Source organism: Lysobacter sp. Soil_C_15 (assembly GCF_057657315.1).
On record NZ_JBDGIR010000010.1, the window covers coordinates 91,865 to 117,507 of the forward strand.

Below are 25,643 nucleotides of genomic sequence, written 5' to 3' on the forward strand. Positions count from 1 at the left end.
GCCGGCGGCGCCGCTTCGAAGAGCGGCGTCCGCAGGGATCTGCTTGGGCCAAGAGCGGCGGCGGCCGAAGCGATGGGGTTCCCGACCTTTCGCAATCGCGCCAGCCGAGGTGAGGGCGCATAGCGCTCGCGCGCCCGGGCTTCGGGCGCTGCGCTTGCGTACGTCGCTGCGATTGTCGCCGCTTGCGCCGCTCCTAGCCTGGAAGCGCGGCGCCGGTGGGGAATGTTGTTGCTGGCTTGCCTGCGCGTCCCCTGTCGCGGCTTACGCCGCTCCTGCACAGAGCCGGCGGCTCAGTGCAGCGATGCCGGCGCGCGTGCGACCGGGCCGCTGAAGGCGATCAGGCGGCCGTCGCGCAGCACCAGGCGGCCGACATGGCGGTCTTCGCCGTCGATCGAATAGTCGAAGCGGAAAGTGCGCTCGAAACCCAGCCAGCCGCTTTCGCGCCGGATCAGGCGCAGGCCGGTGGCGTGCACGCTCTGGTCCAGCCATTGCACGCCGGCGGCGCGGCAGGCGTCGCGGCCGACCGCTTCGGCGCGTTCGGCGGCGGCGCGGCCGGCGCTCCAGAAGGCGAAGGCGGCGGCGCCGAAGATCATCAGCAGGATCAGGGTAGGCATGGCGCAGTTGTGGCGGCGGCGAGGGGCGAAGCCAAGGGGGTTCAGCTCGGCGGCGGACCGAGTTTCAGCGAAAGGTCGATCGCGCGCACATGTTTGGTCAGGCCGCCGATCGAGATGCAGTCGACCCCGTCCTGCGCGATCGCGCGCAGGCCGTCCAGGTCCACGCCGCCGGACACCTCCAGCGGAATCCGCCCGGAATGAGGCGCGGCGCGGGCGATGCGCACCGCTTCGCGCCGGGTCGCTGCGTCGAAGTCGTCGATCAGGATCCGGTCGCAGCCTTGCTCCAGGGCCTCGCGCAACTGTTCCAGAGTCTCGACCTCGACGATCAGCGGCAGCTGCGGGTAGCGCGCCCGCGCGCCCTGGATCGCCGCGGTCAGCGAGCCGGCGGCGCGGACGTGGTTTTCCTTGAGCATGACCGCGTCGTACAGGCCGATGCGGTGGTTGACCCCGCCGCCGACCCGGACCGCGTATTTCTGCGCCAGGCGCAGGCCGGGCAGGGTCTTGCGGGTATCGAGGATGCGGGTGCCGGTGCCGCGTACCGCCTCGACGTAGCGGGCGGTAACGGTGGCGGTGCCGGACAGGGTCTGGAGGAAATTCAGCGAGGCGCGCTCGGCGCTGACCAGGGCGCGGGCGCGGCCCTGCAGGGTCGCCAGCACCGTGCCCTTGGCGACCCGGTCGCCCTCGGCGACGCGCCAGTCGATGACCACGTCCGGGTCGAGCGCGCGGTGGCAGGCGTCGAACCAGGGCCGGCCGCAGACCACCGCGTCCTCCTTGCACAGCAGGTAGGCGCTGTCGGCGGCGTCGGGCAGCAGCGAGGCGGTGACGTCGCCGGGGCCGAGGTCCTCGGCCAGGGCGTCGGCGACGTCGGCCTCGATCTCGCCCGCCGGCGGCGGGGCCAGGTCGCGGTGGGCGGCGCTCATGCCGCCGGCAGGCCGTCGATCTGGGCCGCGGCGATGGCGTTCTCCGCATCCAGCAGCGGAATCCCGTCGTCGACCAGGTAGACGATCTTGCGGTCGCGGGTGATCAGCGCCTCGCGCTGGGTCTGGGTCTGGGCGTCGCCGCTGCCGCGGACCACCGCGCCGGCGGCGATCGCCGCGTTCAAGGCCTGCAGGCCGCGGCCATCCAGGGGCAGCAGGGGCTGGCGGGTGGTCGGGCAGACGAGCAGGTCGAGCAATTTGCGATCCATACGGTGCGGTGCCGGTACGACGGGACAGGGCGTTAGAATACGTCTTTGCGCCAAGGCACGTCCCATGTCCCCAGCCCAGAGTTCCGCCCCCCCGTCCGCTCCGCCGCCGCTGGTCGGCATCGTCATGGGCTCGCGCTCGGACTGGGAGACCATGCAGCACGCCGTCGCCAAGCTGGAGGCGCTGGGCGTCCCGCACGAGGTCCGGGTGGTCTCGGCCCATCGCACCCCGGACGTGTTGTTCGAATACGCCGACACCGCGGCCGCGCGCGGCCTGCGCGCGATCATCGCCGGCGCCGGCGGCGCCGCCCACCTGCCGGGCATGCTCGCGGCCAAGACCGCGCTGCCGGTGCTCGGCGTGCCGGTGCAGTCCAAGGCCCTCAACGGCATGGACTCGCTGCTGTCGATCGTGCAGATGCCGGCCGGCATCCCGGTGGCGACCTTCGCCATCGGCAACGCCGGCGCGGCCAACGCCGGACTGTTCGCGGCCGCGCTGCTGGCCGCCGAGTATCCGGCGATCGGCGCCGCGCTGAGCGCGTTCCGCGCCCGCCAGACCGACGAGGTGCTGGCCAACGACGACCCGCGCCGATGACCACCGTCGGCATCCTCGGAGGCGGGCAGCTGGCCCGCATGCTGGCCCTGTCGGGCGCGCCGCTGGGCCTGCGTTTCCTGGTCCTGGACAACACCGCCGACGCCTGCGCCGGCCAGTTCGCGCCGATGGTGGTGGGCGACTACACCGACCAGCCGGCGCTGGACGAGTTCGCCTCCAAGATCGACGTGGCGACCTTCGATTTCGAGAACGTGCCGGCCGAATCGGCGCACTGGCTGGCCGAGCGCCGGCCGGTGTTCCCGAGCCCGCGCGCGCTGGCCGTGGCCCAGGACCGCCTGGCCGAGAAGACCCTGTTCCGCGAACTCGGCATTCCGGTGCCGGACTTCGCCCCGATCGATACCCGCGAGCAATTGATCGACGCGGTGGAGAGGATCGGCACGCCCTGCATCCTCAAGACCCGCCGCCTGGGCTACGACGGCAAAGGCCAGTTCCGGATCAAGGCTCCGGCCGACCTCGACGCCGCCTGGGACGCGCTCGGCGCGCAGGCCGACAAGGTCGGACTGATCCTGGAAGGCTTCGTGCGCTTCGAGCGCGAACTGTCGGTGGTCGCGGTGCGCGGCCGCGACGGCGAGTTCCGCGCCTGGCCGATCACCGAAAACTGGCACGTCGACGGCGTGCTCTCGGCCAGCCTGGCGCCGGCGCGGGTCGACGATGCGCTGGCCGCGACCGCCATCGCCCACGCCGGCAAGCTGGCGCAGGCGCTGGACTACGTCGGCGTGTTCGCGCTGGAGCTGTTCTGCCGCGACGGCGTGCTGCTGGCCAACGAGCTCGCCCCGCGGGTGCACAACTCCGGCCACTGGACCATCGAAGGCAGCGAGACCTCGCAGTTCCAGAACCATCTGCGCGCGGTGCTGGGCCTGCCGCTGGGCGATACGCGCATGCTCGGCCAGGCCTGCATGCTCAACTGGATCGGCGCGATGCCCGAGGCCGCGCCGGTGCTGGCCGAGGCCGGCGGCCACTGGCACGACTACGGCAAGTCCGCGCGCGCCGGGCGTAAGGTCGGCCACGCCACCTTGCGCGCCGACGATCCGGCCGAGCTGGCCGCAGCGCTGCGCCGGGTCGGCGCTGCGCTGGGGCGCGAGGACCAGGTCGAGCCGGTGGTTCTCGCCTTGGCCTGAGGCCAGGGTGGGAATGGGGAATAGGGAATAGGGAATGGTTGAAGCGGTGCTGCGCGTTCGTGCGTCTGGCACCGTTCAACCACGCTTGCTTCAACGATTCCCCATCCCCCATTCCCGGCCTATTGGGGAATGAGGGAATAGTCGGAGCGGCGTTGCGCATTCGTGCGCCCCTTGCGCCTCCGGCCACGCTATCGCTTCAACGATTCCCTATTCCCCATCCCCGGCCTGCCGCAACTTGGCGTCGAGCAGGGGCGTGGCGCGGATCGACTTGGCTTCCGAGTAGGCGCGCGCGGCGCCGGCGGCGTCGCCCTGGGCCTTGAGCAGGTCGCCCTGCAGCGACAGGCCTTCGCGACGGGTCGCCGGGATCGACTGCAGTTTGACCGACAGTTCGCGCACCGCCGGTGTGGCGGCGACGGTGGGTGCGATCACGGCGGGTGCGGCCACGACCGGGTCGCGTCGCGGCTCGGGGCGCGGGGCGGTGTCGGGGCGCGGCGCGGCGCCGGCCGGGCGTTCGCGCGGCGGCAGGTCCGGGCCCGGTTTCGGCGCCACCGGTACGTCGTCGCGGCCGGACTGGGCCGAGATCTGCGCCGCGACCTGCTTGACCGCGACCGATTTGGCCACGCTGGGGTAGCGTCGCTCGACCGTGCGCAGGGCGGCGACCGAAGAGTCGAGCATGCCCAGCTCCGACAGGGTGTCGGCGGCGGCGACCCAGCGCGCGCCGGCCGGCAGGTCCGGACGCTCGGCGGCGATCGAGGCCTGCGCGGCCTCGGCCACGGCCTGCCACTTGGCCTGGTCGGGCAAGTCCTGGAAGGCCACGCCGCCGTCGGACGCTTCGATCCGGGCGTTGATCGCCTCGGCGGTGGTTTCCAGCCGCTGCGCCTTGGCCGCCTGCGCCGCGGCCAGGTCCGGGATCCGCACCACCACCGTGCGCTCCGGCTGCGAGGCCAGTTGCAGGGTGAAGCGGTACTCCGGCTGCGGCGCGCCGTAAACGAACAGGCGCAGGTCCTCGCGGCCGCCGGCCGGGATCAGCTTGGGCGTGGTTTCCGGCGAGATCCACAGCTTGGAGTTTTGCGGCAGGGCGATGCGATAGCTCTGGCTGGTCGCGCTCTTGTTGACCAGGCCGGCGTGGTTGAGGTCGTCGGCGCGCTGCAGCACGTAGCTCCAGCCGTCCGCTTCGGGCACGAAGTCCGGCGTATCCCAGGCCGAGGCCTCCAGCCGCGGCAGCGCATAGCGGCGCAAGGCATTCACCAGCTTGACCACCGACTCGTGCTCCTGCCGGTCGGGCTTGACGATGCTGATGTGGTCGGCGCCGGCGATGCCGGGCGGGGCCTCGTCGCAGAAGCGGGTGGCGCTGGTCCAGGGCACGATCAGCACGCCGTGGGTCTTCATGGTCTCGTAGGCGCAGATCACCTTCGGCGCCCGGCCGGCGGCTTTCAGTCCGGTCCAGTCGTCGCTGAGCTGCTTGAGGTAGTCGTTGCCGTCGGCCGGCAGCATCTGCCGGATCGCGTTGTTGGCGACCACGTGCTTGGCGATGCGGGTGATCTCCGAGCCTTCCTGCGGAGTGGCGTAGAACATCAGCAAAGGCACCTTGGCGCTGAGCTCCGGGTGCGAGATCAGCTCGCGCATCGCCACCAGCCCGCCCATGCTGTGGGCGACGAACACCACCGTGTCGTACTCGGTCACGCCGTGGTACTGCAGGTATTCGTGCAGCTTGAGCGAGGCCTCGCGGATGTCCTGCGAGCCTTGGCCGAACATGCGCGAGGTGAAGCCGAAAGCGTAGGTGTCGACCTTGTCGCCGACCCCGGGCGCGCCGCTCAACAGGTCGAAGAAGCGCGCGCCGTTGGCATGGGTCCAGGTGCCGAGGGTGTCGCCGAAGATGCCGTGGACGAACACCACCGCGATCTTGGCGCGCGGCTGGGATTGGCGGATCCAGCGCGGGTCGGTGGTGTTGGCCGGCGCCTGCGCGGTCTGGCCGCCCGGGTCGGGACCGGGCGCGGGCTTGGGTCCGGGGCAGGCGGCCAGGCCCAGGGCGAGTGCGGCGGCGAAGACGCCGCGCGCTGCCGTCCGGGCGTTGCGGCCGATGCGGTGGCTGCGGCCGATCCTGTTCATGGCGTGCGGGCTCCTGCGGCGGCGATGCGTGCATATCCAGCAACGCAACGCCGGCGCGGAACCGGTCTGGCGATCGACGGCGGCGCAAAAAAAGACGGCCGGGTCGCCCCGGCCGTCCCGATGCTGCGGACCGCGCGCGCTTACTTCAGGTTGGCGGCGACGAAGTCCCAGTTGACCAGGTTCCAGAACGCCTCGACGTACTTCGGGCGGGCGTTGCGGTAGTCGATGTAGTAGGCGTGCTCCCACACGTCGCAGGTCAGCAGGGCGGTGTCTTCGCCGGTCAGCGGGGTGGCCGCGTTGGGGGTGCTGACCAGGCCCAGCGAGCCGTCCGGACGCTGCACCAGCCAGGCCCAGCCGGAACCGAAGGTGCCGATCGCGGTCTTGGTGAACTCTTCCTTGAACTTGGCGAAGTCGCCGAAGGCCTTGTTGATGAGCTCGGCCAGCTTGCCGGTCGGCTCGCCGCCGCCCTTGGGCGAGAGGCAGTTCCAGTAGAAGGTGTGGTTCCAGATCTGGGCGGCGTTGTTGAACATGCCGCCCTGCGACTTCTTGATGATCTCTTCCAGCGACAGCGAGGCGAACTCGGTGCCTTCGATCATCTTGTTGAGATTGTCGACGTAGGCCTTGTGGTGCTTGCCGTAGTGGAAGTCGATGGTCTCGGCCGAGATGGTGGGTTCCAGCGCGGTGCGGTCGTAGGGCAGGGCAGGCAATTCGATGGCCATTGGCGGGCTCCAGGAGTCGAGGGGGCTGGCTAGCGGGGGGCGACGCGGCCGGCGTTCCGGTCCCGGGACGATGGAGTTCCCGGACGGCCGCCTGCGCGACGCCTTGAAGGCTTACAATTCATATTCTATCCCCACGCCGGGTTGCCGAACCGTCAAAGTCGGCAACCCGCTTTCGCAGGAGCAGTACCCATGTCCGTTATGGAACGGATCCAGGCCGAAGTCGAAGCCCATCCGATCGTGTTGTTCATGAAGGGCACCGCGCAGTTCCCGATGTGCGGGTTCTCCAGCCGCGCCGTGCAGGCGCTCAAGGCCGCGGGCGCGACCTCGCTGCACACGGTCAATGTGCTGGAAGATCCGGAAATCCGCGCCAACCTGCCGCGCTACTCCAACTGGCCGACCTTCCCGCAGCTGTTCATCCACGGCGAGCTGATCGGCGGCTGCGACATCACCCTGGAGCTGTACGAGTCGGGCGAACTGGCGCGGATGATCAGCGAGACCCAGTCGCAGTGAGTTCCAGCGCCGCCAGCCCCGCGCCGGCGCCGGCCCTGGCCGGCCGCGTCGTGCTCGTCACCGGCGCCGCCGGCGGCCTCGGCGCGGCCGCGTCGGCGGCCTGCGCGCAGGCCGGCGCCACCGTGGTCCTGCTCGGCCGCAAGCCGGCCAAGTTGAACCGGGTCTACGATGCGCTGGCCCGGCTCGGCCCCGAGCCGCTGCTGTACCCGCTCGACCTGGAAGGCGCGCAGCCGGACGACTACGCCGAGATGGCGGCGCGGATCGAAACCGAGCTCGGCCGGCTCGACGGCGTGCTGCACTGCGCCGCCGACTTTCCCGGCCTGACCCCGCTGATGCAGACCGACCCGGCCGCGTTCGCGCGCGCCGTGCACGTCAACCTGACCGCACCGTGGTGGCTGTCGCAGGCCTGCCTGCCGTTGCTGGCGCGGGCCCAGGACGCGGCGCTGGTGTTCGCCGTCGACGACCCGCAGCGGGTCGGTCAGGCCTATTGGGGCGGCTACGGCGCCGCCCAGCACGGGCTGGCGGCCCTGGTCGGCATGCTCCATGCCGAGCTCGGCAACTCGAGCGTGCGGGTGTCGGGGCTGCGCCCCGGGCCGATGCGCACGCCGTTGCGCGCCCGCGCCTACGTCGAAGAGAACGACCGCGCCGCGCGCGAGCCGGCGGCTTACGCCGCCGCCGCGGTGACCCTGCTGTCGCCGGCCGGCGCCGAACATCGGGGGCGGATCTGGACGCCGACCCCATGACCATCGCCTCGGCCGCGCTGCTGCTTTTCATCATCCTGGACCCGCTGGGCAACATCCCGGTGTTCCTCAGCCTGCTGCGCGGGCTGCCGCCCAAGCGCCAGCGCATCGTCCTGGCGCGCGAGCTGCTGATCGCGCTCGGCGTGCTGATGATGTTCCTGTGGGGCGGCAAGTACGCGCTGGAGCTGATGCACCTGCGCCAGGAGTCGGTGTCGATCGCCGGCGGCATCGTCCTGTTCCTGATCGGCATCCGGATGATCTTCCCGCCGCCGGAAGGCTTGATGGGCGAGTTGCCCGACGGCGAGCCCTTCATCGTGCCGATGGCCATTCCGTTGGTGGCCGGCCCCTCGGGCATGGCCGCGGTGATGCTGATGGGCAGCAACGACCCGGCGCGCCTGGGCGACTGGAGCCTGGCTCTGCTGATCGCCTGGGGCGCGACCGCGACGATCCTGTTCTCGGCCACCTTGTTGTACAAGCTGCTCGGCCGGCGCGCGCTGATCGCGATCGAGCGCCTCATGGGCATGCTCCTGGTGGCGATCTCGGTGCAGATGTTTCTCGACGGGCTGGGGACGTATCTGCAGATCTCGCCGCCCTGAGCGGCGGCGGGACGCGCGGCCAGGCCAGGTCCAATCGGGTCCGGCAGGGCGGACCGGGCGTCCGCGATTCGGTGGTCCTCGGGGCCCATTCCAACGTGGCGGCAAGCGCCCCGGGACGCTCGGGGCGGCCAGGGCGCGGCTGCCCTGCGCGGCGCTAAGTCCCTGTCGCGGCTGGTTTCTTGGCCCGAATTTGCGGTTTTTCCCCGAACTTTGCGGCACTTGCCGGTTCAGCTTTGACCACGGTCACCGTGTGACAAGGCATGAACTGCGTCACGTCGCTGTCACACTCCCCTCCTAGCCTGTTAAACTGCTGTTAACCCGACGGCGACGTACTGTGCCGCCGCCCGGGTAGGGGCTAGCCAGAAGAACCTCAGGGCTCGGCCTGCGGCGCAAAGCCGCGCCGGCCCGAAACTCCGCCACGCATTCCACGTACCGAGGCCATAGTAATGACCCATCGCAACCGCGTCCGCACGTCCAAGCTCACGCTTGGCTTGCTCGCCGTCCTCGCCACTGCGCCGGTATTCGCGCAGAGCACCTCCGCCGGCATCGCCGGTCGCGTTCTCGGTGCCGACGGCCAGCCCGTCACCGGCGCCGAAGTGACCATCACCCACACCGAGTCGGGCACGGTCAGCCGCGCCGTCACCGGTGCCGACGGTCGCTACAACGCGCGCGGTCTGCGCGTCGGCGGTCCGTACACGGTCGTCATCAACAAGGAAGGCGCGGGCACCGCGAGCCAGGACGGCGTGTTCCTCAACCTCGACAAGGTCAACGAAGTCGACGTCGCGCTGAACAATTCGGTCACCACCCTCGACGCCGTGCAGGCGATCGCCGCGGGCGGTTCGGAAGTGTTTTCCTCGACCAAGATGGGCGCCGGCTCGACCATCACCCGCGAACAGCTGGAGTCGATGCCGACCATCAACCGCAACCTGCAGGACTTCGTCCGCCTCGACCCGCGCGTCGTGCTGACCGACAAGTCCCGCAACGAGATCTCGGTCGGCGGCCAGAACCCGCGCTACAACGTGATCCGCGTCGACGGCATCAGCACCAACGACTCGTTCGGCCTCGGCGGCAACGGCCTGCCGACCCCGCGCCAGCCGTTCTCGATGGACGTGGTCGACGAAGTCTCGGTCGACGTCGCCAACTACGACGTGACCATCTCCGGCGGTACCGGCGGCGTGATCAACGCGGTGACCAAGTCGGGCACCAACGAATTCCACGGCTCGCTGTACGGCGTGTACCGCGACAACGACTGGTCGGGCAAGAACCAGAACGACGTGCGCCCGCAGCTGTTCGACAACGAGTCGACCTACGGCGGCACCTTCGGCGGCCCGCTGGTCAAGGACAAGCTGTTCTTCTTCGTCAACTACGAGAAGTACACCGGCAAGGAAGTGTTCACCGGCAACTCCAGCTTCGGTCCTCCGGGCTCGGGCGCCAACAACATCGTCAACATCACCCAGGCCCAGATCGACGACGTCATCGCCACGTCGAAGAGCGTCTACGGCTTCGATCCGGGCGACCTGAGCCTGCCCTCGCTGGACACCAAGAGCGAGGAATACGGCATCAAGTTCGACTGGAACATCAACGACCAGCACCGCGCCAACTTCCGCTACGCCAAGAGCGAGCAGAGCACCGCGTTCCTGCAGGGCTTCGGCACCAACTCGCTGGCGTTGAACTCGTACCACTACATCAACGACTTCGAGTTCAAGACCTACACCGCGCAGCTGTTCAGCGACTGGACCGACGTGTTCTCGACCGAAGCCAAGGTCTCCTACCGCGACTACTCGGCCGTGCGCAGCCCGCGCTTCGACCTGCCGGCGATCGCGGTCCGCTTCGGCAGCAACACCCTGAACCTGGGCACCGAAGAGAACACCCACGCCAACGTCCTCGAGACCAAGACCTGGAACGCGTTCTTCGCCGGCAACCTGTTCCTGGGCGACCACACCGTCAAGTTCGGCGCCGACTACGAGTCGAACGAGGTCTACAACCTGTTCGGCCGCCGCGTCAACGGCGTCTACACCTTCAACAGCCCGGCCGACTACCGCGCCGGCCGTTCCAGCCGCTACCAGCTGTTCTACCCGGCCGGCGGCCAGCTCGACAACATGGCCGCCGAGTTCACCCAGAAGAACCTCGGCCTGTTCGTGCAGGACACCTGGGCGGTCAACGACAAGCTGAGCCTGACCTTCGGCATCCGCTACGACCGCGCCATGGTCGACGACAAGCCGACGTTCAACCCGACCGCCTCGGCGCTGTTCGGCGTGCGCAACGACAACAACATCGACGGCACCGACATGTGGGCGCCGCGCTTCGGCTTCAATTACACCTTCGACAGCGAGCGCCCGACCCAGCTGCGCGGCGGCATCGGCCTGTTCCGCGGCGGCACCCCGACCGTGTGGCTGGCCAACCCGTACTCGAACAATGGCCTGTCGTACACCGACTACGTGTTCACCAACGGCATCAACGGCTTCAGCCCGAACCCCGATGCGCAGCTCGGCCTGGTCAACGCCGCCGGCGGCGCCGCCGGCGCGACCCAGTCGGTCGACTTCATCGAGAAGGACCTGAACCTGCCGTCGGTGTGGAAGGCCAACCTGGCGTTCGAAACCGAGCTGCCCTGGTACGGCATCGTCGCCAGCGCCGAAACCGTCGTGACCTCGGTCAACGACGCGCTGTACTACCAGCAGCTCAACCTGGGTGCGGCGACCAAGACCGGTCAGGACGGCCGCAACATCTACTGGGACGCCAACGGCCTGGCCGCGACCAGCTGGAACGCCGAAGGCGTGGCCTGCCTGCGCGAAACCGGCCTGAACGGGTCGTCGTGCACCAACAGCCGCACCAACGCCCGAGCCCTTCGCCGCACCGCGTACAACGACGCGATCATCGCCCGCCAGACCAGCAAGGGCGAAAGCCAGCAGTTCACCCTGTCGCTGAGCAAGCCGTTCAACAACAGCGACTGGTCGTGGAGCGTCGCCTACACCTACACCCACGCCGACGAAGTCAGCCCGCTGACCAGCTCGACCTCGAGCTCGCAGCTCGGCAACGTCGCCGTGTTCCAGGCCAACGAAGAAGTGTCGGCCCGCTCCAGCTACGAGATCCGCGACCGCTTCACCGCGGCGATCAACTGGAAGCACGCCTTCTTCGGCGACAACAAGACCACCGTGTCGCTGTTCTACGAAGGCCGCTCGGGCCGTCCGTACAGCTACGCCTTCGACAACGACGCCAACGGCGACGGCCGCTTCAACGACCTGCTGTACATCCCGAAGGGCCCGGGCGACGTGCTGTTCCGCAACCCGGCCGAAGAGGCCGCGTTCTGGGCGTTCTTCAACGGCGACGAGTACATGCGCAGCCACGCCGGCCAGGTCGCCGAGCGCAATGCCGTCCGCGGCAAGTGGGTCAACCAGTTCGACCTGCACATCGCCCAGGAATTCCCGGGCTTCTGGGAAGGCCACAAGGCCGAGCTCGCGCTGGATATCCTCAACGTCGGCAACCTGCTGAACAAGGACTGGGGACAGGTCGAAGAAGTCGCCTTCCCGGGCATGCGCGGCATCGTCGACTACGGCGGCGTCGATCCGGCGACCGGCAAGTACGTCTACCGCTTCACCAAGCCCGATCCGGAACAGATCTACGACGAGAAGGGCATTTCGCGCTGGGCGGCTCAGCTGAGCTTCCACTACCGCTTCTGATTTTTGCGGTATCTGGCGTGAACGAGAACGGCCGGGGCGATGCTCCGGCCGTTTTCTTTTTATGGGGCCGCCGATTCCGCGGCCGGGCAGGGTGGGGCGGCACGGCCGCGGACCGGTCCGGCGGCGGGCGCGGCTCCCGCAGTCCCGCGGACAAGCTGCTAGAGTCCTTTCCCACTAATCGATGAAAACGCAGAGAAAAACGCAATGACCGCAACCCCCGCCACGGCCGTCCTGCCGACGGTCAACGCCCGCATCTACCCCAAGGGCGGACTCGACGTCCTGTCCCGCGACGAGGTCGCGCGCCTGCGCGACGCGTCCACCGGCATGCACGACCTGCTGCGCCGCTGCGCCCTGGCCGTGCTGACCAGCGGCAGCGCCTCCGACGACCCGCGCGCCGCGCGCGAGCTCTACCCCGATTTCGACATCGAGGTCCATCAGCAGGACCGCGGCGTGCGGATCGACCTGCGCCACGCCCCGGCGATGGCCTTCGTCGACGGCGAGATCATCCGTGGCGTCGCCGAACTGCTGTTCGCGGTGGTCCGCGACCTGGCCTACACCGCGATCGAGCTCGGCAAGGGCGGCGGCCGCGACCTGGGCAGCAGCGACGGCCTCACCGACTCGGTGTTCGGCCTGCTGCGCAACGCCCGCATCCTGCACCCGGCCGACCCCAACCTGGTGGTCTGCTGGGGCGGCCACTCGATCTCGCGCGACGAGTACATCTACACCAAGCAGGTCGGCTACGAGCTGGGCCTGCGCGGCCTGGACATCTGCACCGGCTGCGGCCCGGGCGCGATGAAGGGGCCGATGAAGGGCGCGACCATCGCCCACGCCAAGCAGCGCCGCCGCAACATGCGCTACATCGGCATCACCGAGCCGGGCATCATCGCCGCCGAATCGCCGAACCCGATCGTCAACCACCTGGTGATCATGCCGGACATCGAGAAGCGCCTGGAGGCCTTCGTCCGCATGGGCCACGGCATCATCGTGTTCCCGGGCGGCGTCGGCACCGCCGAGGAGATCCTCTACCTGCTCGGGATCCTGCTGCGCGAGGAGAACGCCGAACTGCCGTTCCCGCTGATCCTGACCGGCCCGACCGCCTCGGCCCCGTATTTCGAGCAGATCGACAAGTTCCTGCGCCTGACCCTGGGCGAGGCGGCGACCTCGCGCTACGAGATCGTGGTCGGCGACCCGGAGCAGGTGGCCAAGCGCATGAGCACCGGCATCCGCCGGGTGCGCGAGTACCGGATCGAGCAGAAGGACTCGTTCTTCTTCAACTGGTCGGTCGACATCCCGCTGGAGTTCCAGAAGCCGTTCGTCCCGACCCACGAGGCGATGGCCGCGCTGGACCTGCACCACGGCCGCAAGCCGCACGAACTGGCCGCCGACCTGCGCCGGGCGTTCTCCGGCATCGTCGCCGGCAACGTCAAGGAGGACGGCATGCGCCGGATCGAGGAATTCGGCCCGTTCGAAATCCACGGCGACCCGGACATGATGCAGTCGCTGGACGCGCTGCTGCGGGCGTTCGTCGAGCAGCGCCGGATGAAGATCGCCGGCGAGTACCGTCCCTGCTATCGCGTGGTGACCTGAACGGGTATCATGCCGGGCTCCGGCGTCGACGCTTCATTTCTCATTTGAGTGTTGACGCCGGGCCGTTCAATAAGCATCATATGCAGCCCCGCCCGAATAGCTCAGCCGGTTAGAGCACTTGACTGTTAATCAGGGGGTCGTTGGTTCGAGTCCAACTTCGGGCGCCATATTCGAGTAAAGACAAAGCCTCGCAGCGATGCGGGGTTTTTTCTTTTTCGGGACTCGGGGTTCGGGATTCGGGAGTCGGTTCGGGCTCAGGTTTCCGGGTCGGGCCTGACGATCGCCGGTCGACACCGCGCGAAAGATTCGATTTCCCAAGTCGAAGTGGCCGATGCTCTTGGCCGAGTCCCGAGTCCCGAGTCCCGAGTCCCGAGTCCCGAGTCCCGAGTCCCGAGTCCCGAGTCCCGAGTGCCGAGTGCCGAGTGCCGAGTCCCGCAACGAGAGGGCTGCCCGCGCAATCGCCGCCGGCGGCGCGGCAGGCGGTACCGGTCGCCCCTCCGGACGTGACGCCGGTCGGAATATTTTTCCCCCTCGGACCATTGGCCGACCCAGCCCGACCGCTCGTCGGTGCGACGGGTTTTCCAAGTAATTCCGACTGTTAGCATCTTCGCTGTCCTCTGGGGAAGAGAACCGCACATGCGCCGTGCCGCCGGCTTCACGCTGATCGAGCTGATGGTGACGATCGGGATCGCCGCGATCCTGCTCGCCCTGGCTTTGCCGAGCTTTACCGAATCCATCCGATCCAACCGGGTGTCGACCGCGACCAACCAGTTGCTGGCCACCATCAATCTGGCTCGGACCGAGGCGCTGCGCAGCAAAAGCAGCGGCCGCATCTGTCCGAGCACGAACGGCACCGGCTGCGCCGCCGGTTGGGGCACCGGAGAGAACGTCGGGCTGATCGTCTGGACCGACGAGAACGGCAACAACGCTTTGAACCCGGGCGAGGTCAAGCGCTACATCGAGCCGCAGCAGGGAATCCGCTTCAGTGTCAGTCCAGCGCCGCCGCTGGAGATCCGCTTCGACGATCGTGGCCGGATGACGACGACGCCCGCCCCGGCGCCGTCGCCGGTCATGAGCCTGCAAGCGTCGGTCTGCAAGTCGGGCACGTATAACCGGCGCACCATCGATATCAGCCGTATCGGCCGCACCAGCGTGACCAAGGGGGTATGCTCATGAATCGCCCGTCTTCGCGCCGTCGGCTGCCGTCGTTGCCGCGCAAGTCTCGAGGGCTCAGCCTGATCGAGGTCCTGATGGCGGTGTTGGTATTGGGGTTGGGTTTGCTCGGCCTGGCGATGCTGCAGGCGACCAATCTGCGTCTGTCGCAGAGCGCCAATCAACGCACCGTCGCCACCAACCTGTCCAGCGACCTGCTCGACGACATTCGCTCCAACCGATTGTTGGCGGCCAAGTACGGCGGCACCTACAACGCCTCGTCGGCGGCGGCTAACGCCAGCTGCGCGCGGATCAACAAGCTGACCCCGGACGACCGCAAGGCGGCGTTCACCTGTCGCATGCGCGAGGCGCTCGGCGAATCCGCCGTCGCCACGGTCACGGTCAATGCCGACAAGACGGTTCGCATCGCGATCCGCTGGGACGACGACAAGCGCTGGAGCGCGATCGGTTCCGGCACCGAATTCGTTATGGAGAGCGCGCTGTGAGCCTACGACTGCAACAAGGCCTGTCGCTGATCGAGTTGATGGTCGCCCTGCTGCTCAGCGGCCTGCTGCTGCTGGGCTTGGTCGAGATTTTCTCGGCTTCGCGGGCGTCCTATCAGTTGGCCCAGGGCTTGGCACGAACCCAGGAAAGCTCGCGCTTCGCGATCGACGCGCTGCAGCGCGACGCACGCATGAGCGGCCATTTCGGTTGTGTGTCCGACCAGGCGCACTTCTATGCCGGCAACGGCATGTTCGGCGAACTGTTTCTGTCAGACCGCAGCAACTACACGACCATTCCGGCCAATCGCGAGCCGTTGCGCTTCGACTACTCGGTTCGGGGCTACGAAGCGCGCAATACCGGACCGGCCGACACCGTGAACCTGACCGCGACGCCGGTTCTCGGTACCGCCGCCGACTGGGTGCCGGCGTTGAGCAACGAGTTCTTCGGGGCGCTGAACCCCAAGCCTATTCGCGGCAGCGACATTCTCGTGCTGCGCTTCCTTTCGCCCGAAAGCGCGGAGGTCACCGGTTTCACCACCGGCAACCCGGCGACGATCCGGGTCAATCCTGCGGCGACCCAATGGGGCGTATTGACTCGCAACGTAACCAACCCCGGGCTGTTCGGCATCGCCGACTGCCGTTCTGTGGTGCTGTTTCAGGCCAGTTCGGTCACCGACGTGGCCGGCGCCAAGGTCATCAGCGTGCGCAATAACGGCGTCAACCAGATCGCCTTCGACGGTTCGGACACCTTCGCTTCGGGCCAGGCGCGGCTTTATCGCGCCGAGAGCTTCGTCTACTACGTCGGCCTGAAACAGCGGGTGGACAGCGGCATTACGAGCGACGAACCGACCTTGTACCGCGCTCGGTTCGACGCGGCGCCGGGCGCGACGGCCGTGTCGCTGGACGGCGGCTTGGCCGAAGAGATCGTCGAAAGCGTCGAGAACATGCAGTTGCTATTCGCTCAGGACACTGTCACCAATCCGGCCAATCCCCCCACCGGCATCATCGACGGTGTACGCACCGCGGCGAACTTGCTGCCGGCCAACGACAGCAGCGGCGGTTGGCAGCGCGTCGGCGGCATGCAGGTCGGTCTACTGATCCGCAGCACAGACCCGGCAGCGGCCCAGCAGCGTACAGCCGCGCCGCGTTCGCTCGGCACCCAGCTCACCCTGCCGAACGATCAGCGCTATCGCACCGTGTACGAAACCAATATCGCTCTGCGCAACCGGCTGTACGGAAACTGAGGCCCGCCATGAACACGATCCGTACCCGCCCGCTCGCATCGCTCCGCGCCCAGCGCGGCGCAGTGCTGTACGTCGCCCTGATCATGCTGATTCTGTTGGCGTTGATCGGCATTACCGCGATGCAGGTGACCGGTTTGCAGGAACGCATGACCGCCAGCTACCGCTCGACCAATATGGCGTTCCAGAACGCCGAAGGCCGCGCGCGCGGCAGGGAGAGCGACCTGCAGCGTCAGGTCCAGAGCGGCGGCGCCGAAGCCATCGATCTGGACGAATCGGTCTGCACCGCCGGCTTCGATCCGTCCGCTTGGGCGGAAACGCTCAAGTACGCCAACCCGCTGCCGGCCAAACTCAGCTATACCCGCCGCATCGACGAGTGCGTGTCTGGCGGCAGCGGCATCGGCATGGGTACCGCGCCGATCAGCGAGAACACCAATCTGATCTTCCAGGTCACGGCCTACGCCGTGGACCGCGGCGCGAACCCGGGTTCGGACGCCGTCATCGACACCATTTTCGTGCCCTGAGGGTAACGTCATGACTTCCCCGCGCATCTATCTACTCGCGCCGCTGGCACTGGCGGTCGCCGCCGGCGGCTATTGGCTGTACAACGCCGACGCGATCCAGGCCGGCGGTTCGCTGGCGCAGACGCCGCTGAATTCCAGCGTGACCGTGCCGCCGGCCTTCGTCATGGCGGTCGACAATTCCGGTTCGATGACCTTCCAGACCCTGTTCCCGGGTCAGGACGGCGCGGCGTTCTGGGACTACGGTTCCCGCGCCACGAACGGCTATTTCATCGGCAGCGGCAGCAGCGCGCGCTTGCGTCTGGCCAACGAGATCGAGTACTCGAACGGCCAGCCAGCCAACGGCGACATGAACGGGTTCCACCACACCATTCCGTCAGAGGGGTATCGCATCGACGGCAATCGTCGGGCGATCGCGCCGATCGACAACTTCGGCTTCGCCCGGTCGCCGGACCTCAACCCGGCCTACTTCAATCCGTTGGTGACCTATTCGCCTTGGAAGCGGCCTAACGCCGCCAACGAAATCGTCGATTATCCGCAGGCGAGCATCACGGCCACGCGAATGGATCCCGACGATGCTGCTCCGACCATCAATCTTGCCTCCAACTGGCGAGCCAACAGTTTCCGCGAAGAGCATTTCTTCGTCCCGCAGGGCGCGACCTTGCCGCAGGGGACCGTCTATCAGACGTATAACGACGGCGGTTGCGGCGGACTGGCCGGCGGCGGCTGGAATACGTTGGGTTCCGCCCGGACTTTGACTGCGGGCTGCGAGGTGGCGATCGAGTATTACCCCGCAACGGTTTACCTCAAGTCCGCTACCGCGGGCGCCGCCTGGGGCTATACCGCCACGCCGGTCACCGCGACCAACGCCTGCGGTAGTGGCTGCGATCTGTACAGGTACGAAATCAAGCCGGCCAACTTCGCGGCCGGCAAGTACGCACCGGCCATTCAGAACTTCGCCAACTGGTTCAGCTTCTACGGCAATCGCAACCGCGCGATGAAGGCCGCATTGACCTTGTCGCTCGAGCGCACCGAGAAAATGCGCGTCGGCATGTTCACGATCAATCCGACCAGCTATACCGACGTCACGATGCGCGACATGTCGGTGGCTGCCGAAAAGGCTGCGCTCTACAACGAGAAGCTGCTGGCCCTGAATGCGTCCGGCGGTACGCCCAACCGCTTCGCCGTCGAACACATCGGCAAGCAGTTCATGCGCACCGATGCGGGCGCGCCGGTGAAGTACGCCTGCCAGATCAACGCCGGCATGCTGTTCACCGACGGCTACAGCAACGGCGGCGGCCCTTCGGTCGGCTCGCACGATGCGGATATGCCGGCGCCGCTGGCCGATGCGCATCCCAACACGCTCGCCGATACCGCGGCGCTGTACTACAAGACCACGCTGCGTAGCGACCTGGGCCTGGGCAAGGTGCCGGTGCCGGAAGCCTGCAACACCACGCCGAACGACCCCAAGCTCGACTGCCGCAAAGACCCGCACATGAACTTCTACGGGGTCACGCTCGGCGCTCGCGGCGACATCTACGGCGTGACCTACAACCCGGTCACCAATACGCCCGATCCCTATACGCCCGCCGGCTATCCTGCCTGGCGCGCGTTCCAGAACGACGCGCCGAGCACGGTCGACGAGATCTGGCACGCGACCATGAACGCGCGCGGCAAGTACATCAACGCATCGACGCCGGCGGACATCACCTCGGCGATGCGCGAGATCCTGGCCTCGGTCGGCGGCGGCGCGACCCCGTCCGGCACCATCGGTCTGGTCGGCGCGCGCGTGGGTTCCAATACCTTGTCGGTCGAACCGATCTACGAGTCGGCCAACAACGGTACCGACTGGTTCAGCCGGCTGACTGCGTATACGGCGATCAACGATCCGGTCGCCGGGACCATCACCTTTACCCAGAAGTGGGAGGCCGCCTCCCAGATCACGGACGCGGGGCGTACGGTCCGGTTTGGCAAGACCACGGCGGGGAGCGTCATTCCGACCGTGGGCGATTTCACCGCCACCGCGCTCGGCGCCACCGATGCGGCGGTCCAGGCCGCTTTGTGCAGCGACGCCTTGCAGAACTGCGCCGGCAAGTTCAACCGCATCGACGGCGGCGTGACCGGCGCCGAGGCGGTGGCTTATCTGCGCGGCAGCCGGGCCCACGACGGCGGCAAACTGCGCAAGCGCACCACCCTGCTCGGCGATATCGTCAACTCGACCCCGATCGTCTCGTCGAAGGGCGACGATTACGGCTATCGCGGTCTGCGCAGCGCCGACGGCCTGACTCCGGACGTGCTGAACTACGCCAACTACCTCAATACCAAGCGCACCAGCCGCAAGACCTTCGTCTATGTCGGTGCGAACGACGGCATGTTCCATGCCTTCGACGGCGACAGCGGTAAGGAGCAATTTGCCTACATCCCGGCGACCTCGGTCGGTCATATGGGCAATCTGCTGTTCCCGTACCGTGCCGCCGACCGTAACGATCAGGTGTTCCAGCACCGTTACTACGTCGACGGCCTGGTCACGGTGTCCGACGCCCACGACGGCAGCGCCTGGAAGACCGTGCTGGCGGCCAGCGTCGGTGCCGGCGGCCGCGGCGTGTTCGCGCTCGACGTGACCAACCAGAACGCTTTGAACGTGTTGTGGGAAGTCAACGATCAGTCGGGCGACGCCAACGGCGCCAAGGACATCGGCAGCGTGCTCGGCAAGATATCTATCGTTCCGGTCAAGGAAGCCGGCGGCGCGATCAAGTGGAAGGCCATCTTCGGCAACGGCTACGACAGCGCTAACGGCAAGGCCGTGCTGTTCCTGGTCGATATCGCTGATGGCAAGGTCACTCGCATCACCGCCCAGGAAACCACCGGCACGCTGCCGACCCGGACCAAGAACGGCCTCGGCAACGTGGTGGTGATCGACCGCTACCAGGGCACCAGCGCCAATCAGGTCCGCGACGGCTTCGCCGACACGGTCTATGCCGGCGACCTCAACGGCGCGGTGTGGAAATTCGACCTGCGCAACAACACGGTCGGCTTCGGCGGCCAGCCGCTGTTCATCGCCCGCTACAACGACAACTACGCCCTGCGCCAGCCGATCCTCGGCGGCCTGGAGGCGACCACGGTCGGCAACGACGTGATGGTGCTGTTCGGCACCGGCAGCTTCTCCTTCACCGACGACCCCAGCGACAAGGCGATGCAGAGCGTGTACGGGATCATCGACAAGGGCGTGGTCGTCGCCGGACGCAACGAGTTGCAGGCCCAGTACATCAACCAGGAACTGGATACCACCGGGGCGATCCTGCGCTACGTGACCGGCGATCGCCTCGATGCGACCAAGAAGGGCTGGTACATCAACCTGGGGGTCGATACGGCCCGCAACGGCAACCCGGTCGCCACCGGCGAGCGTTTCATCGGCAATCCGCGCCTGCAGAACGGCATCCTGTTCTTCCCGACCTACGATCCCAGCAGCACCGACGGCTGCGCCACCGACGGCAACAACTGGCTGTACGGCCTGGATGCGTTGAGCGGCGCGGCCGGGCTGTCCAACGGTCGCATCGGCTCGGCCACCGGCGACCGTTTCGGCGACAAGGTCGGTGCGGTCAAGCTCAAGAGGCAGGGCAGCGGCACCGGTACCGCGCCGGTGAAGGACGTGGCCGTGGTGGCGACGCCGAAGACCGATATCCTGCCGGTCACTGCGACCGACGAAGAGATCGCCAAGGCGGTCGCGGCCAAGTGCTCGGTGATGGTGCAGACTTCGGGCTCGCAGCCGATCTATCTGCCGCGGCCGTGCGGACGCCAGTCCTGGCGCCAGATTCGCTAACAGGGGACCGACATGACGTCAAACAGCAATCGTTCGTTCGCGCGCTCGAGTCGGGGCTTCACCCTGATCGAGTTGATGGTGGTGATCGCGGTCGTCGGGATCCTGGTCGCCATCGCGGTCCCGACCTACCAGGACAGCGTGCGCAAGAGTCGGCGCGGCCAGGCCAAGGCGGACTTGGCCGAGGCGGCGCAGGCGATGGAGCGTTACTACACGATCAACAACACCTACGTCGGTGCGAACCTGAGCACGCTCTTCAACAATCCGCCGCAATCGCCGAAGGACGGCACGGCTCAGTACGCCATTTCTTTCGACGGCGCCGTCACCGCGACCAGCTTCCGCCTGCAAGCGGTTCCGAGCACCACCACCGGCCAGAGCAAGGACAAGTGCGGTACCATGACCTTGTCCAACACCGGGGTGAAGGGGCCGGCCACCCCCGAGGAATGCTGGAACAGGTAAGCGCGGGGCGCACCGTGCCCTGCATAAGGCCCGCTCCCGACGGAGCGGGCCTTTTCGTTTCCGCGGCCAGGTACGTGCGTTGCTTCCCGGGCGACGGCAGGCGGCCCTCGCCGCCGTCTCACCCGTTGAGACCAGGTTGGCTACACTGGTCGACTCCCCGCGTTCGGATCGCACGATGGACGACACCGCCCAGTCCCCCGGCTTCGAGCTGGTAGCGCCGTATTCGCCGGCCGGCGACCAGCCGCAGGCGATCGAGCGCCTGGTCCAGGGCTTCGAGAACGGCCTGGCCCACCAGACCCTGCTCGGGGTGACCGGCTCGGGCAAGACCTACACCATCGCCAACGTGGTCGAGCGGGTGCAGAAGCCGACCATCGTGATGGCGCCGAACAAGACCCTGGCGGCCCAGTTGTACGGCGAGTTCAAGGCCTTTTTCCCGCATAACGCGGTCGAGTACTTCGTCAGTTATTACGACTACTACCAGCCCGAGGCCTACGTGCCCTCAAGCGACACCTTCATCGAGAAGGACAGCTCGGTCAACGAGCACATCGAGCAGATGCGCCTGTCGGCGACCAAGGCCCTGCTCGAGCGCCGCGACGCGATCATCGTCTGCACGGTGTCGGCGATCTACGGCCTGGGCGACCCGAACGAATACTTCCGCATGGTCCTGCATATGGTGCGCGGCGAGCGCATCGACCAGCGCGAGCTGATCCGGCGCCTGACCGAGATGCAGTACACCCGCAACGACACCGAGCTGCGCCGCGCCACCTACCGGGTGCGCGGCGAGGTGATCGACGTGCACCCGGCCGAAAGCGACGCCGAAGCGCTGAGGATCGAGCTGTTCGACGGCGAGATCGAGCAGCTGACCCTGTTCGACCCGCTGACCGGCGAGACCCTGAACAAAGTGCCGCGCTACACGATCTACCCGGGCTCGCACTACGTCACCACCCGCCGCACCGTGCTCGACGCGATCGACACGATCAAGGAAGAGTTGCGCGAACGCCTGGAGCAGTTGTACGCCCAGAACAAGCTGGTCGAGGCCCAGCGCCTGGCCCAGCGCACCCAGTTCGACCTGGAAATGCTGGCCGAGGTCGGCTACTGCAACGGCATCGAGAACTACTCCCGCCACCTGACCGGGCACATGCCCGGCGAGCCGCCGCCGTGCCTGTTCGACTACCTGCCGCCGGACGCCTTGCTGGTGGTCGACGAGTCGCACGTCACCGTGCCGCAGATCGGCGCGATGTTCAAAGGCGACCGTTCGCGCAAGGAAACCCTGGTCGAATTCGGCTTCCGCCTGCCGTCGGCGCTGGACAACCGGCCGCTGCGCTTCGAGGAGTGGGAGGGCCGCTCGCCGCGTTCGATCTTCGTCTCGGCCACCCCGGGGCCGTACGAGCTGCGCCATTCGGAAGGGCAGATCACCGAACTGGTGGTGCGCCCGACCGGCCTGATCGACCCGCAGGTCGAGATCCGCCCGGTCGCGACCCAGGTCGACGACGTGCTCGGCGAAATCCGCGAGCGGGTGGCGATCGGCGACCGAGTGCTGATCACCACCCTGACCAAGCGCATGGCCGAAAACCTGACCGAGTACCTCGGCGAGCACGGAGTCAAGGTGCGCTACCTGCATTCGGACGTGGACACGGTCGAGCGGGTGGAGATCATCCGCGACCTGCGCCTGGGCAAGTTCGACGTGCTGGTCGGCATCAACCTGCTGCGCGAAGGGCTGGACATGCCCGAGGTGTCGCTGGTGGCGATCCTCGACGCCGACAAGGAAGGCTTCCTGCGTTCGACCGGTTCGCTGATCCAGACCATCGGTCGCGCCGCGCGCAACCTGCGCGGCAAGGCGATCCTGTATGCCGACCGGATCACCAACTCGATGCAGCGCGCGATCGAGGAAACCGACCGCCGCCGGGCCAAGCAGATCGAGTACAACGAAGCCCACGGCATCACCCCGAAGTCGGTGGCCAAGGCGGTGGTCGACATCATGGAAGGCGCCCGGGTCGATCCGGAGGCGCTCAAGGCCCGCGGCAAGGGGCGCAAGGTGGCGGAGACCGCCGCCGACTATGCCGCGCTCAGCCCGGCCCAGTTCGCGGCGCGGATCAAGCAACTGGAGCAGCAGATGTACCAGCACGCGCGCGACCTGGAGTTCGAACAGGCCGCGGCGGTGCGCGACGAACTGCGCAAGCTCAAGGACGCCGGTTTCGCCGCCTGAGCGCGCCTGCAGCGCTTCCGGGCCGCCGGCCGGCGCGAAAACCGCTGGCCCGACCGGGGCGTCGAAAGGGCTTGTCGCCCGTTTTGCGCTGGGCTACACTACGCGCCCTCGCCGGGGTGTTGAACGGTAAATACGGCGACGGGCGGTTAGCTCAGCGGTAGAGCACTACCTTGACATGGTAGGGGTCACAGGTTCGAACCCTGTACCGCCCACCAATTTGTTACGGCAACGGCGGATCTCGCAAGAGGTGCGCCGTTTTCGTTTGTCCGGACGTATTCGTTCGTCCGCAGGTGATTTTCGAGTCATGCATAGGCGTCTGCGGTCGCGTTGCGCAGCGCGCGCGACGACGGCCGGCATCGCCGACCGCTGCAGGAGGCGCTCGTGTATGTGCATGCCGCCGCCGACGCCGGTCTCGAGCATGCGATCGTCGCAGGCTCCGTTTTTTGAACGCATCTCCGGGTCCATGCCGCCGCGAACCGGCGCGTCGTTGCGGGCGAGCGGCATTGCCCGATACCCCATCAGCGGTAGACGGGCAAGGGCGCGGCCGGCGGCGTCAGCCGCCCGTCGAAACGGGCGGAGCGGGCGGGGCGAGGGGCGGCGCGCCTCGTTCGCGCAGAACCCGCACTCGGTCGCAGAAACAAGCGCGAACTGAACTTGCTTAACGCAGCACAAGTCGGTTTGATTGGCGACTTTGCAGTGCTGATTTTGCCGATCCCGGTGCATTCAAATGCATGTCGCTGCGAAGAAAAATGCGCGCCGGGCCTGCTAAGGGCGGGTCGGGCCGCCCGGATCGCCGCTTGCTCGCGCAGCCGCGGTTGCCAATGCTGGCGACGCGGCGATCCGCCGCCTTGCTAAGGGAGTAGTAGGCAATGAGCGAACAAACCCGCCTGATCGGCCGTATGGTCGCGATCGAGTCCGAGCAGATGGAGGGCGCCGCGCAGGATGCGGCGTTCGTGGTCGCGACGACCTATCGCCGCACCAGCCCGTTCGGCGAGATCGATTCGGCCGACAACGGCGACCATATCCCGTAATCCCGGCTCCGCCCTTGCGGGCATCCGGATTGCGTCAGGGGAAACGGGCCGGGAGGCATCGCCTCCCGGCCCGCTTGTTTTGCGCTTGTTTTTCGCCTCGCGCAGCGCGCGGCGTGGCTCACTCGCGCATCTGGTAGGTCTGCGGCAAGGGCACGTGGCGCTGCGCGTCCGGCTCGGCTTCGCCGCGCTCGCCGCGCGACTCCCAGTAGTCGCGATAGCGGTAGGCCGGTTCGCGCCAGTCGTAGACGAAGGCCGGATCGCGGCTTTGGATGAAGCGGACCACGCAGTCCAGCAACTGCAGGCCGGGATTGATCGCTTCCAGCCACATGAACTGCCCCATCTCGTTGACTTCGAGAAACACGTAGCGGCCGTCCCGGGTCACCACGATGTCGATGCAACCGAACAGCAAACCCAGCCGCGCCATCGCCTGCAGGCAGCGCGTTTCCACCGCCTCGGGCAGGACATAGCGCTCGCAGCCCATGCGTTCGTCGAAGTCGTTGGCGCGCCAGTCGGTGAGGTACTGGCCTTCGCGCTGGGACTGCAGGCGCGCGGCGATCACGGTGCGGCCCATCACCGTCACCCGCAATTCGTAGGCCTTGTCCAGCAAGGGCTGGTAGATGCCGGGCGCGTTCGACAGCGCCGCGTCTTCGCGCAGCAACTCGTCGGTCAGCGGCGTGGTGAACGTGCCCCAGACCTTGTCCTCGCCGATCCACGAGGCGGCGGTGATCGGCTTGTAGATCGCGCGGCCGCCGTGCTCGCGGTAGAACGCGCGGATCGCCCCGGGATCGTTGGAGATCAGGGTCGGCGGCGTGTCCAGGCCGACCGCGGCGGCGTGGTGCAGCTGCACCGTCTTGCGGTCGGCCAGGGCCTTGGCCTGGACCGGATTGATCCAGAAGCGTTCGCGCTGCGCATCGAGCAGGTTGATCGTGGCGCGGACGAACTCGGTGGATTCGCGCTGGGCGAACTGGACGTCGGCCGGATGCAACTGCGCCGAGGCCTCGGGCTGGTACCAGCGGCGCAGCCAGACCGTGTCGACGTCGGCGGTGTCGAAGTCGCGGCCGTGGCGCAGGCAGTGCAGGGTTACTGAGCCGGTGCCGCCGCCGGTGCGCAGGCTGACGCCGTGCTTTTGCGGATAGTCGTGGGTGTACCAGACATGCACGCGTTCGCCTTCGTTCTCCAGCGCCCAGGCGGTCGAGCGGGCGTGGATGTCCCAGGGATCGGAGACAATCAATGTCGTCATGCGGGCTTCC

At 67.7% G+C, this 25,643-nt stretch carries 21 protein-coding genes and 2 tRNA genes; 17 read left to right on the forward strand and 6 right to left on the reverse strand.

All coding sequences use genetic code 11. The features are described 5' to 3' along the window. Window positions 1–290: 290 nt before the first annotated feature. From AC3A57_RS19870 to AC3A57_RS19880, 3 genes are read right to left on the reverse strand one after another with little or no spacing between them, the layout of a single operon-like run. Window positions 291–614: a DUF3301 domain-containing protein gene (locus AC3A57_RS19870; protein ID WP_487580493.1), complete on the reverse strand. Its 324-nt coding sequence runs from the start codon at window positions 612–614 to the stop codon at window positions 291–293. 41 nt (window positions 615–655) lie between these two features. Further along, window positions 656–1,534, reverse strand: a complete 879-nt coding sequence (gene nadC, locus AC3A57_RS19875; RefSeq protein ID WP_487580494.1) for a carboxylating nicotinate-nucleotide diphosphorylase — start codon at window positions 1,532–1,534, stop codon at window positions 656–658. Then, window positions 1,531–1,800 (reverse strand): Trm112 family protein, encoded by a 270-nt coding sequence (locus AC3A57_RS19880; protein ID WP_221673410.1) that lies wholly within the window; start codon window positions 1,798–1,800, stop codon window positions 1,531–1,533. The genes nadC and AC3A57_RS19880 overlap by 4 nt, the downstream gene beginning before the upstream one ends. Window positions 1,801–1,864: 64 nt before the next feature. On the opposite strand from AC3A57_RS19880, the gene purE reads away from it, so the two are divergent. Further along, the gene (gene purE, locus AC3A57_RS19885) at window positions 1,865–2,389 is read left to right on the forward strand and encodes a 5-(carboxyamino)imidazole ribonucleotide mutase (protein ID WP_487580495.1); all 525 of its coding nucleotides are present in this window, start codon (window positions 1,865–1,867) and stop codon (window positions 2,387–2,389) included. Further along, window positions 2,386–3,525, forward strand: coding sequence for a 5-(carboxyamino)imidazole ribonucleotide synthase (locus AC3A57_RS19890; protein WP_487580496.1), 1,140 nt, complete (start codon window positions 2,386–2,388; stop codon window positions 3,523–3,525). The genes purE and AC3A57_RS19890 overlap by 4 nt, the downstream gene beginning before the upstream one ends. A 207-nt stretch (window positions 3,526–3,732) precedes the next feature. Here the strand turns inward: AC3A57_RS19890 and AC3A57_RS19895 are convergent, their stop codons facing one another. Both AC3A57_RS19895 and AC3A57_RS19900 read right to left on the reverse strand, forming a co-directional pair. Continuing rightward, window positions 3,733–5,634: an esterase/lipase family protein gene (locus tag AC3A57_RS19895; protein ID WP_487580497.1), complete on the reverse strand. Its 1,902-nt coding sequence runs from the start codon at window positions 5,632–5,634 to the stop codon at window positions 3,733–3,735. A 140-nt stretch (window positions 5,635–5,774) separates the two neighbouring features. After that, the gene (locus tag AC3A57_RS19900; protein ID WP_064748362.1) at window positions 5,775–6,353 is read right to left on the reverse strand and encodes a superoxide dismutase; all 579 of its coding nucleotides are present in this window, start codon (window positions 6,351–6,353) and stop codon (window positions 5,775–5,777) included. Between the two features lie 189 nt (window positions 6,354–6,542). Between AC3A57_RS19900 and grxD the strand changes: the two genes are divergently transcribed. The 15 genes from grxD (at window position 6,543) to AC3A57_RS19975 (ending at window position 24,393) form a co-directional block, all read left to right on the forward strand. Beyond that, complete coding sequence (gene grxD, locus AC3A57_RS19905; protein WP_064748363.1) at window positions 6,543–6,863, forward strand: Grx4 family monothiol glutaredoxin; 321 nt, start codon at window positions 6,543–6,545, stop codon at window positions 6,861–6,863. Continuing rightward, complete coding sequence (locus AC3A57_RS19910; protein ID WP_487580498.1) at window positions 6,860–7,606, forward strand: SDR family NAD(P)-dependent oxidoreductase; 747 nt, start codon at window positions 6,860–6,862, stop codon at window positions 7,604–7,606. The genes grxD and AC3A57_RS19910 overlap by 4 nt, the downstream gene beginning before the upstream one ends. After that, window positions 7,603–8,199 (forward strand): YhgN family NAAT transporter, encoded by a 597-nt coding sequence (locus tag AC3A57_RS19915; RefSeq protein WP_221673404.1) that lies wholly within the window; start codon window positions 7,603–7,605, stop codon window positions 8,197–8,199. The genes AC3A57_RS19910 and AC3A57_RS19915 overlap by 4 nt, the downstream gene beginning before the upstream one ends. Before the next feature lie 446 nt (window positions 8,200–8,645). Further along, window positions 8,646–11,876, forward strand: a complete 3,231-nt coding sequence (locus tag AC3A57_RS19920; protein ID WP_487580499.1) for a TonB-dependent receptor — start codon at window positions 8,646–8,648, stop codon at window positions 11,874–11,876. Window positions 11,877–12,080: 204 nt separating this feature from the next. Further along, the gene (ppnN, locus tag AC3A57_RS19925) at window positions 12,081–13,463 is read left to right on the forward strand and encodes a nucleotide 5'-monophosphate nucleosidase PpnN (RefSeq protein WP_221673402.1); all 1,383 of its coding nucleotides are present in this window, start codon (window positions 12,081–12,083) and stop codon (window positions 13,461–13,463) included. A gap of 90 nt (window positions 13,464–13,553) precedes the next feature. Beyond that, a tRNA-Asn gene (locus tag AC3A57_RS19930) sits at window positions 13,554–13,630 on the forward strand. Window positions 13,631–14,099: 469 nt separating this feature from the next. Then, the gene (locus AC3A57_RS19935; RefSeq protein WP_487580500.1) at window positions 14,100–14,639 is read left to right on the forward strand and encodes a GspH/FimT family pseudopilin; all 540 of its coding nucleotides are present in this window, start codon (window positions 14,100–14,102) and stop codon (window positions 14,637–14,639) included. Next, window positions 14,636–15,121 (forward strand): type IV pilus modification protein PilV, encoded by a 486-nt coding sequence (gene pilV, locus AC3A57_RS19940; protein WP_487580501.1) that lies wholly within the window; start codon window positions 14,636–14,638, stop codon window positions 15,119–15,121. The genes AC3A57_RS19935 and pilV overlap by 4 nt, the downstream gene beginning before the upstream one ends. Continuing rightward, window positions 15,118–16,362 carry a PilW family protein gene (locus AC3A57_RS19945; protein WP_487580502.1) on the forward strand — a complete coding sequence of 415 codons (1,245 nt, stop codon included), beginning with the start codon at window positions 15,118–15,120 and terminating at the stop codon, window positions 16,360–16,362. Before pilV ends, AC3A57_RS19945 begins: the two co-directional genes overlap by 4 nt. Before the next feature lie 8 nt (window positions 16,363–16,370). Next, window positions 16,371–16,883 (forward strand): pilus assembly PilX family protein, encoded by a 513-nt coding sequence (locus AC3A57_RS19950; RefSeq protein ID WP_487580503.1) that lies wholly within the window; start codon window positions 16,371–16,373, stop codon window positions 16,881–16,883. A gap of 10 nt (window positions 16,884–16,893) precedes the next feature. Continuing rightward, window positions 16,894–20,700 carry a pilus assembly protein gene (locus tag AC3A57_RS19955; RefSeq protein WP_487580504.1) on the forward strand — a complete coding sequence of 1,269 codons (3,807 nt, stop codon included), beginning with the start codon at window positions 16,894–16,896 and terminating at the stop codon, window positions 20,698–20,700. A 12-nt stretch (window positions 20,701–20,712) separates the two neighbouring features. Further along, window positions 20,713–21,156 carry a type IV pilin protein gene (locus AC3A57_RS19960; RefSeq protein ID WP_487580505.1) on the forward strand — a complete coding sequence of 148 codons (444 nt, stop codon included), beginning with the start codon at window positions 20,713–20,715 and terminating at the stop codon, window positions 21,154–21,156. Between the two features lie 175 nt (window positions 21,157–21,331). Further along, window positions 21,332–23,362 (forward strand): excinuclease ABC subunit UvrB, encoded by a 2,031-nt coding sequence (gene uvrB / locus AC3A57_RS19965; RefSeq protein ID WP_487580506.1) that lies wholly within the window; start codon window positions 21,332–21,334, stop codon window positions 23,360–23,362. A 140-nt stretch (window positions 23,363–23,502) separates the two neighbouring features. Beyond that, window positions 23,503–23,577: transfer RNA gene (locus tag AC3A57_RS19970), tRNA-Val, on the forward strand. Between the two features lie 654 nt (window positions 23,578–24,231). Then, window positions 24,232–24,393, forward strand: a complete 162-nt coding sequence (locus AC3A57_RS19975; RefSeq protein ID WP_221673394.1) for a hypothetical protein — start codon at window positions 24,232–24,234, stop codon at window positions 24,391–24,393. A gap of 118 nt (window positions 24,394–24,511) precedes the next feature. On the opposite strand, the gene AC3A57_RS19980 is transcribed toward AC3A57_RS19975, so the two are convergent. Further along, on the reverse strand, window positions 24,512–25,633 hold the full coding sequence (locus AC3A57_RS19980; protein WP_487580507.1) for an MvdC/MvdD family ATP grasp protein: 1,122 nt from the start codon (window positions 25,631–25,633) through the stop codon (window positions 24,512–24,514). Between the last annotated feature and the right edge of the window lie 10 nt (window positions 25,634–25,643).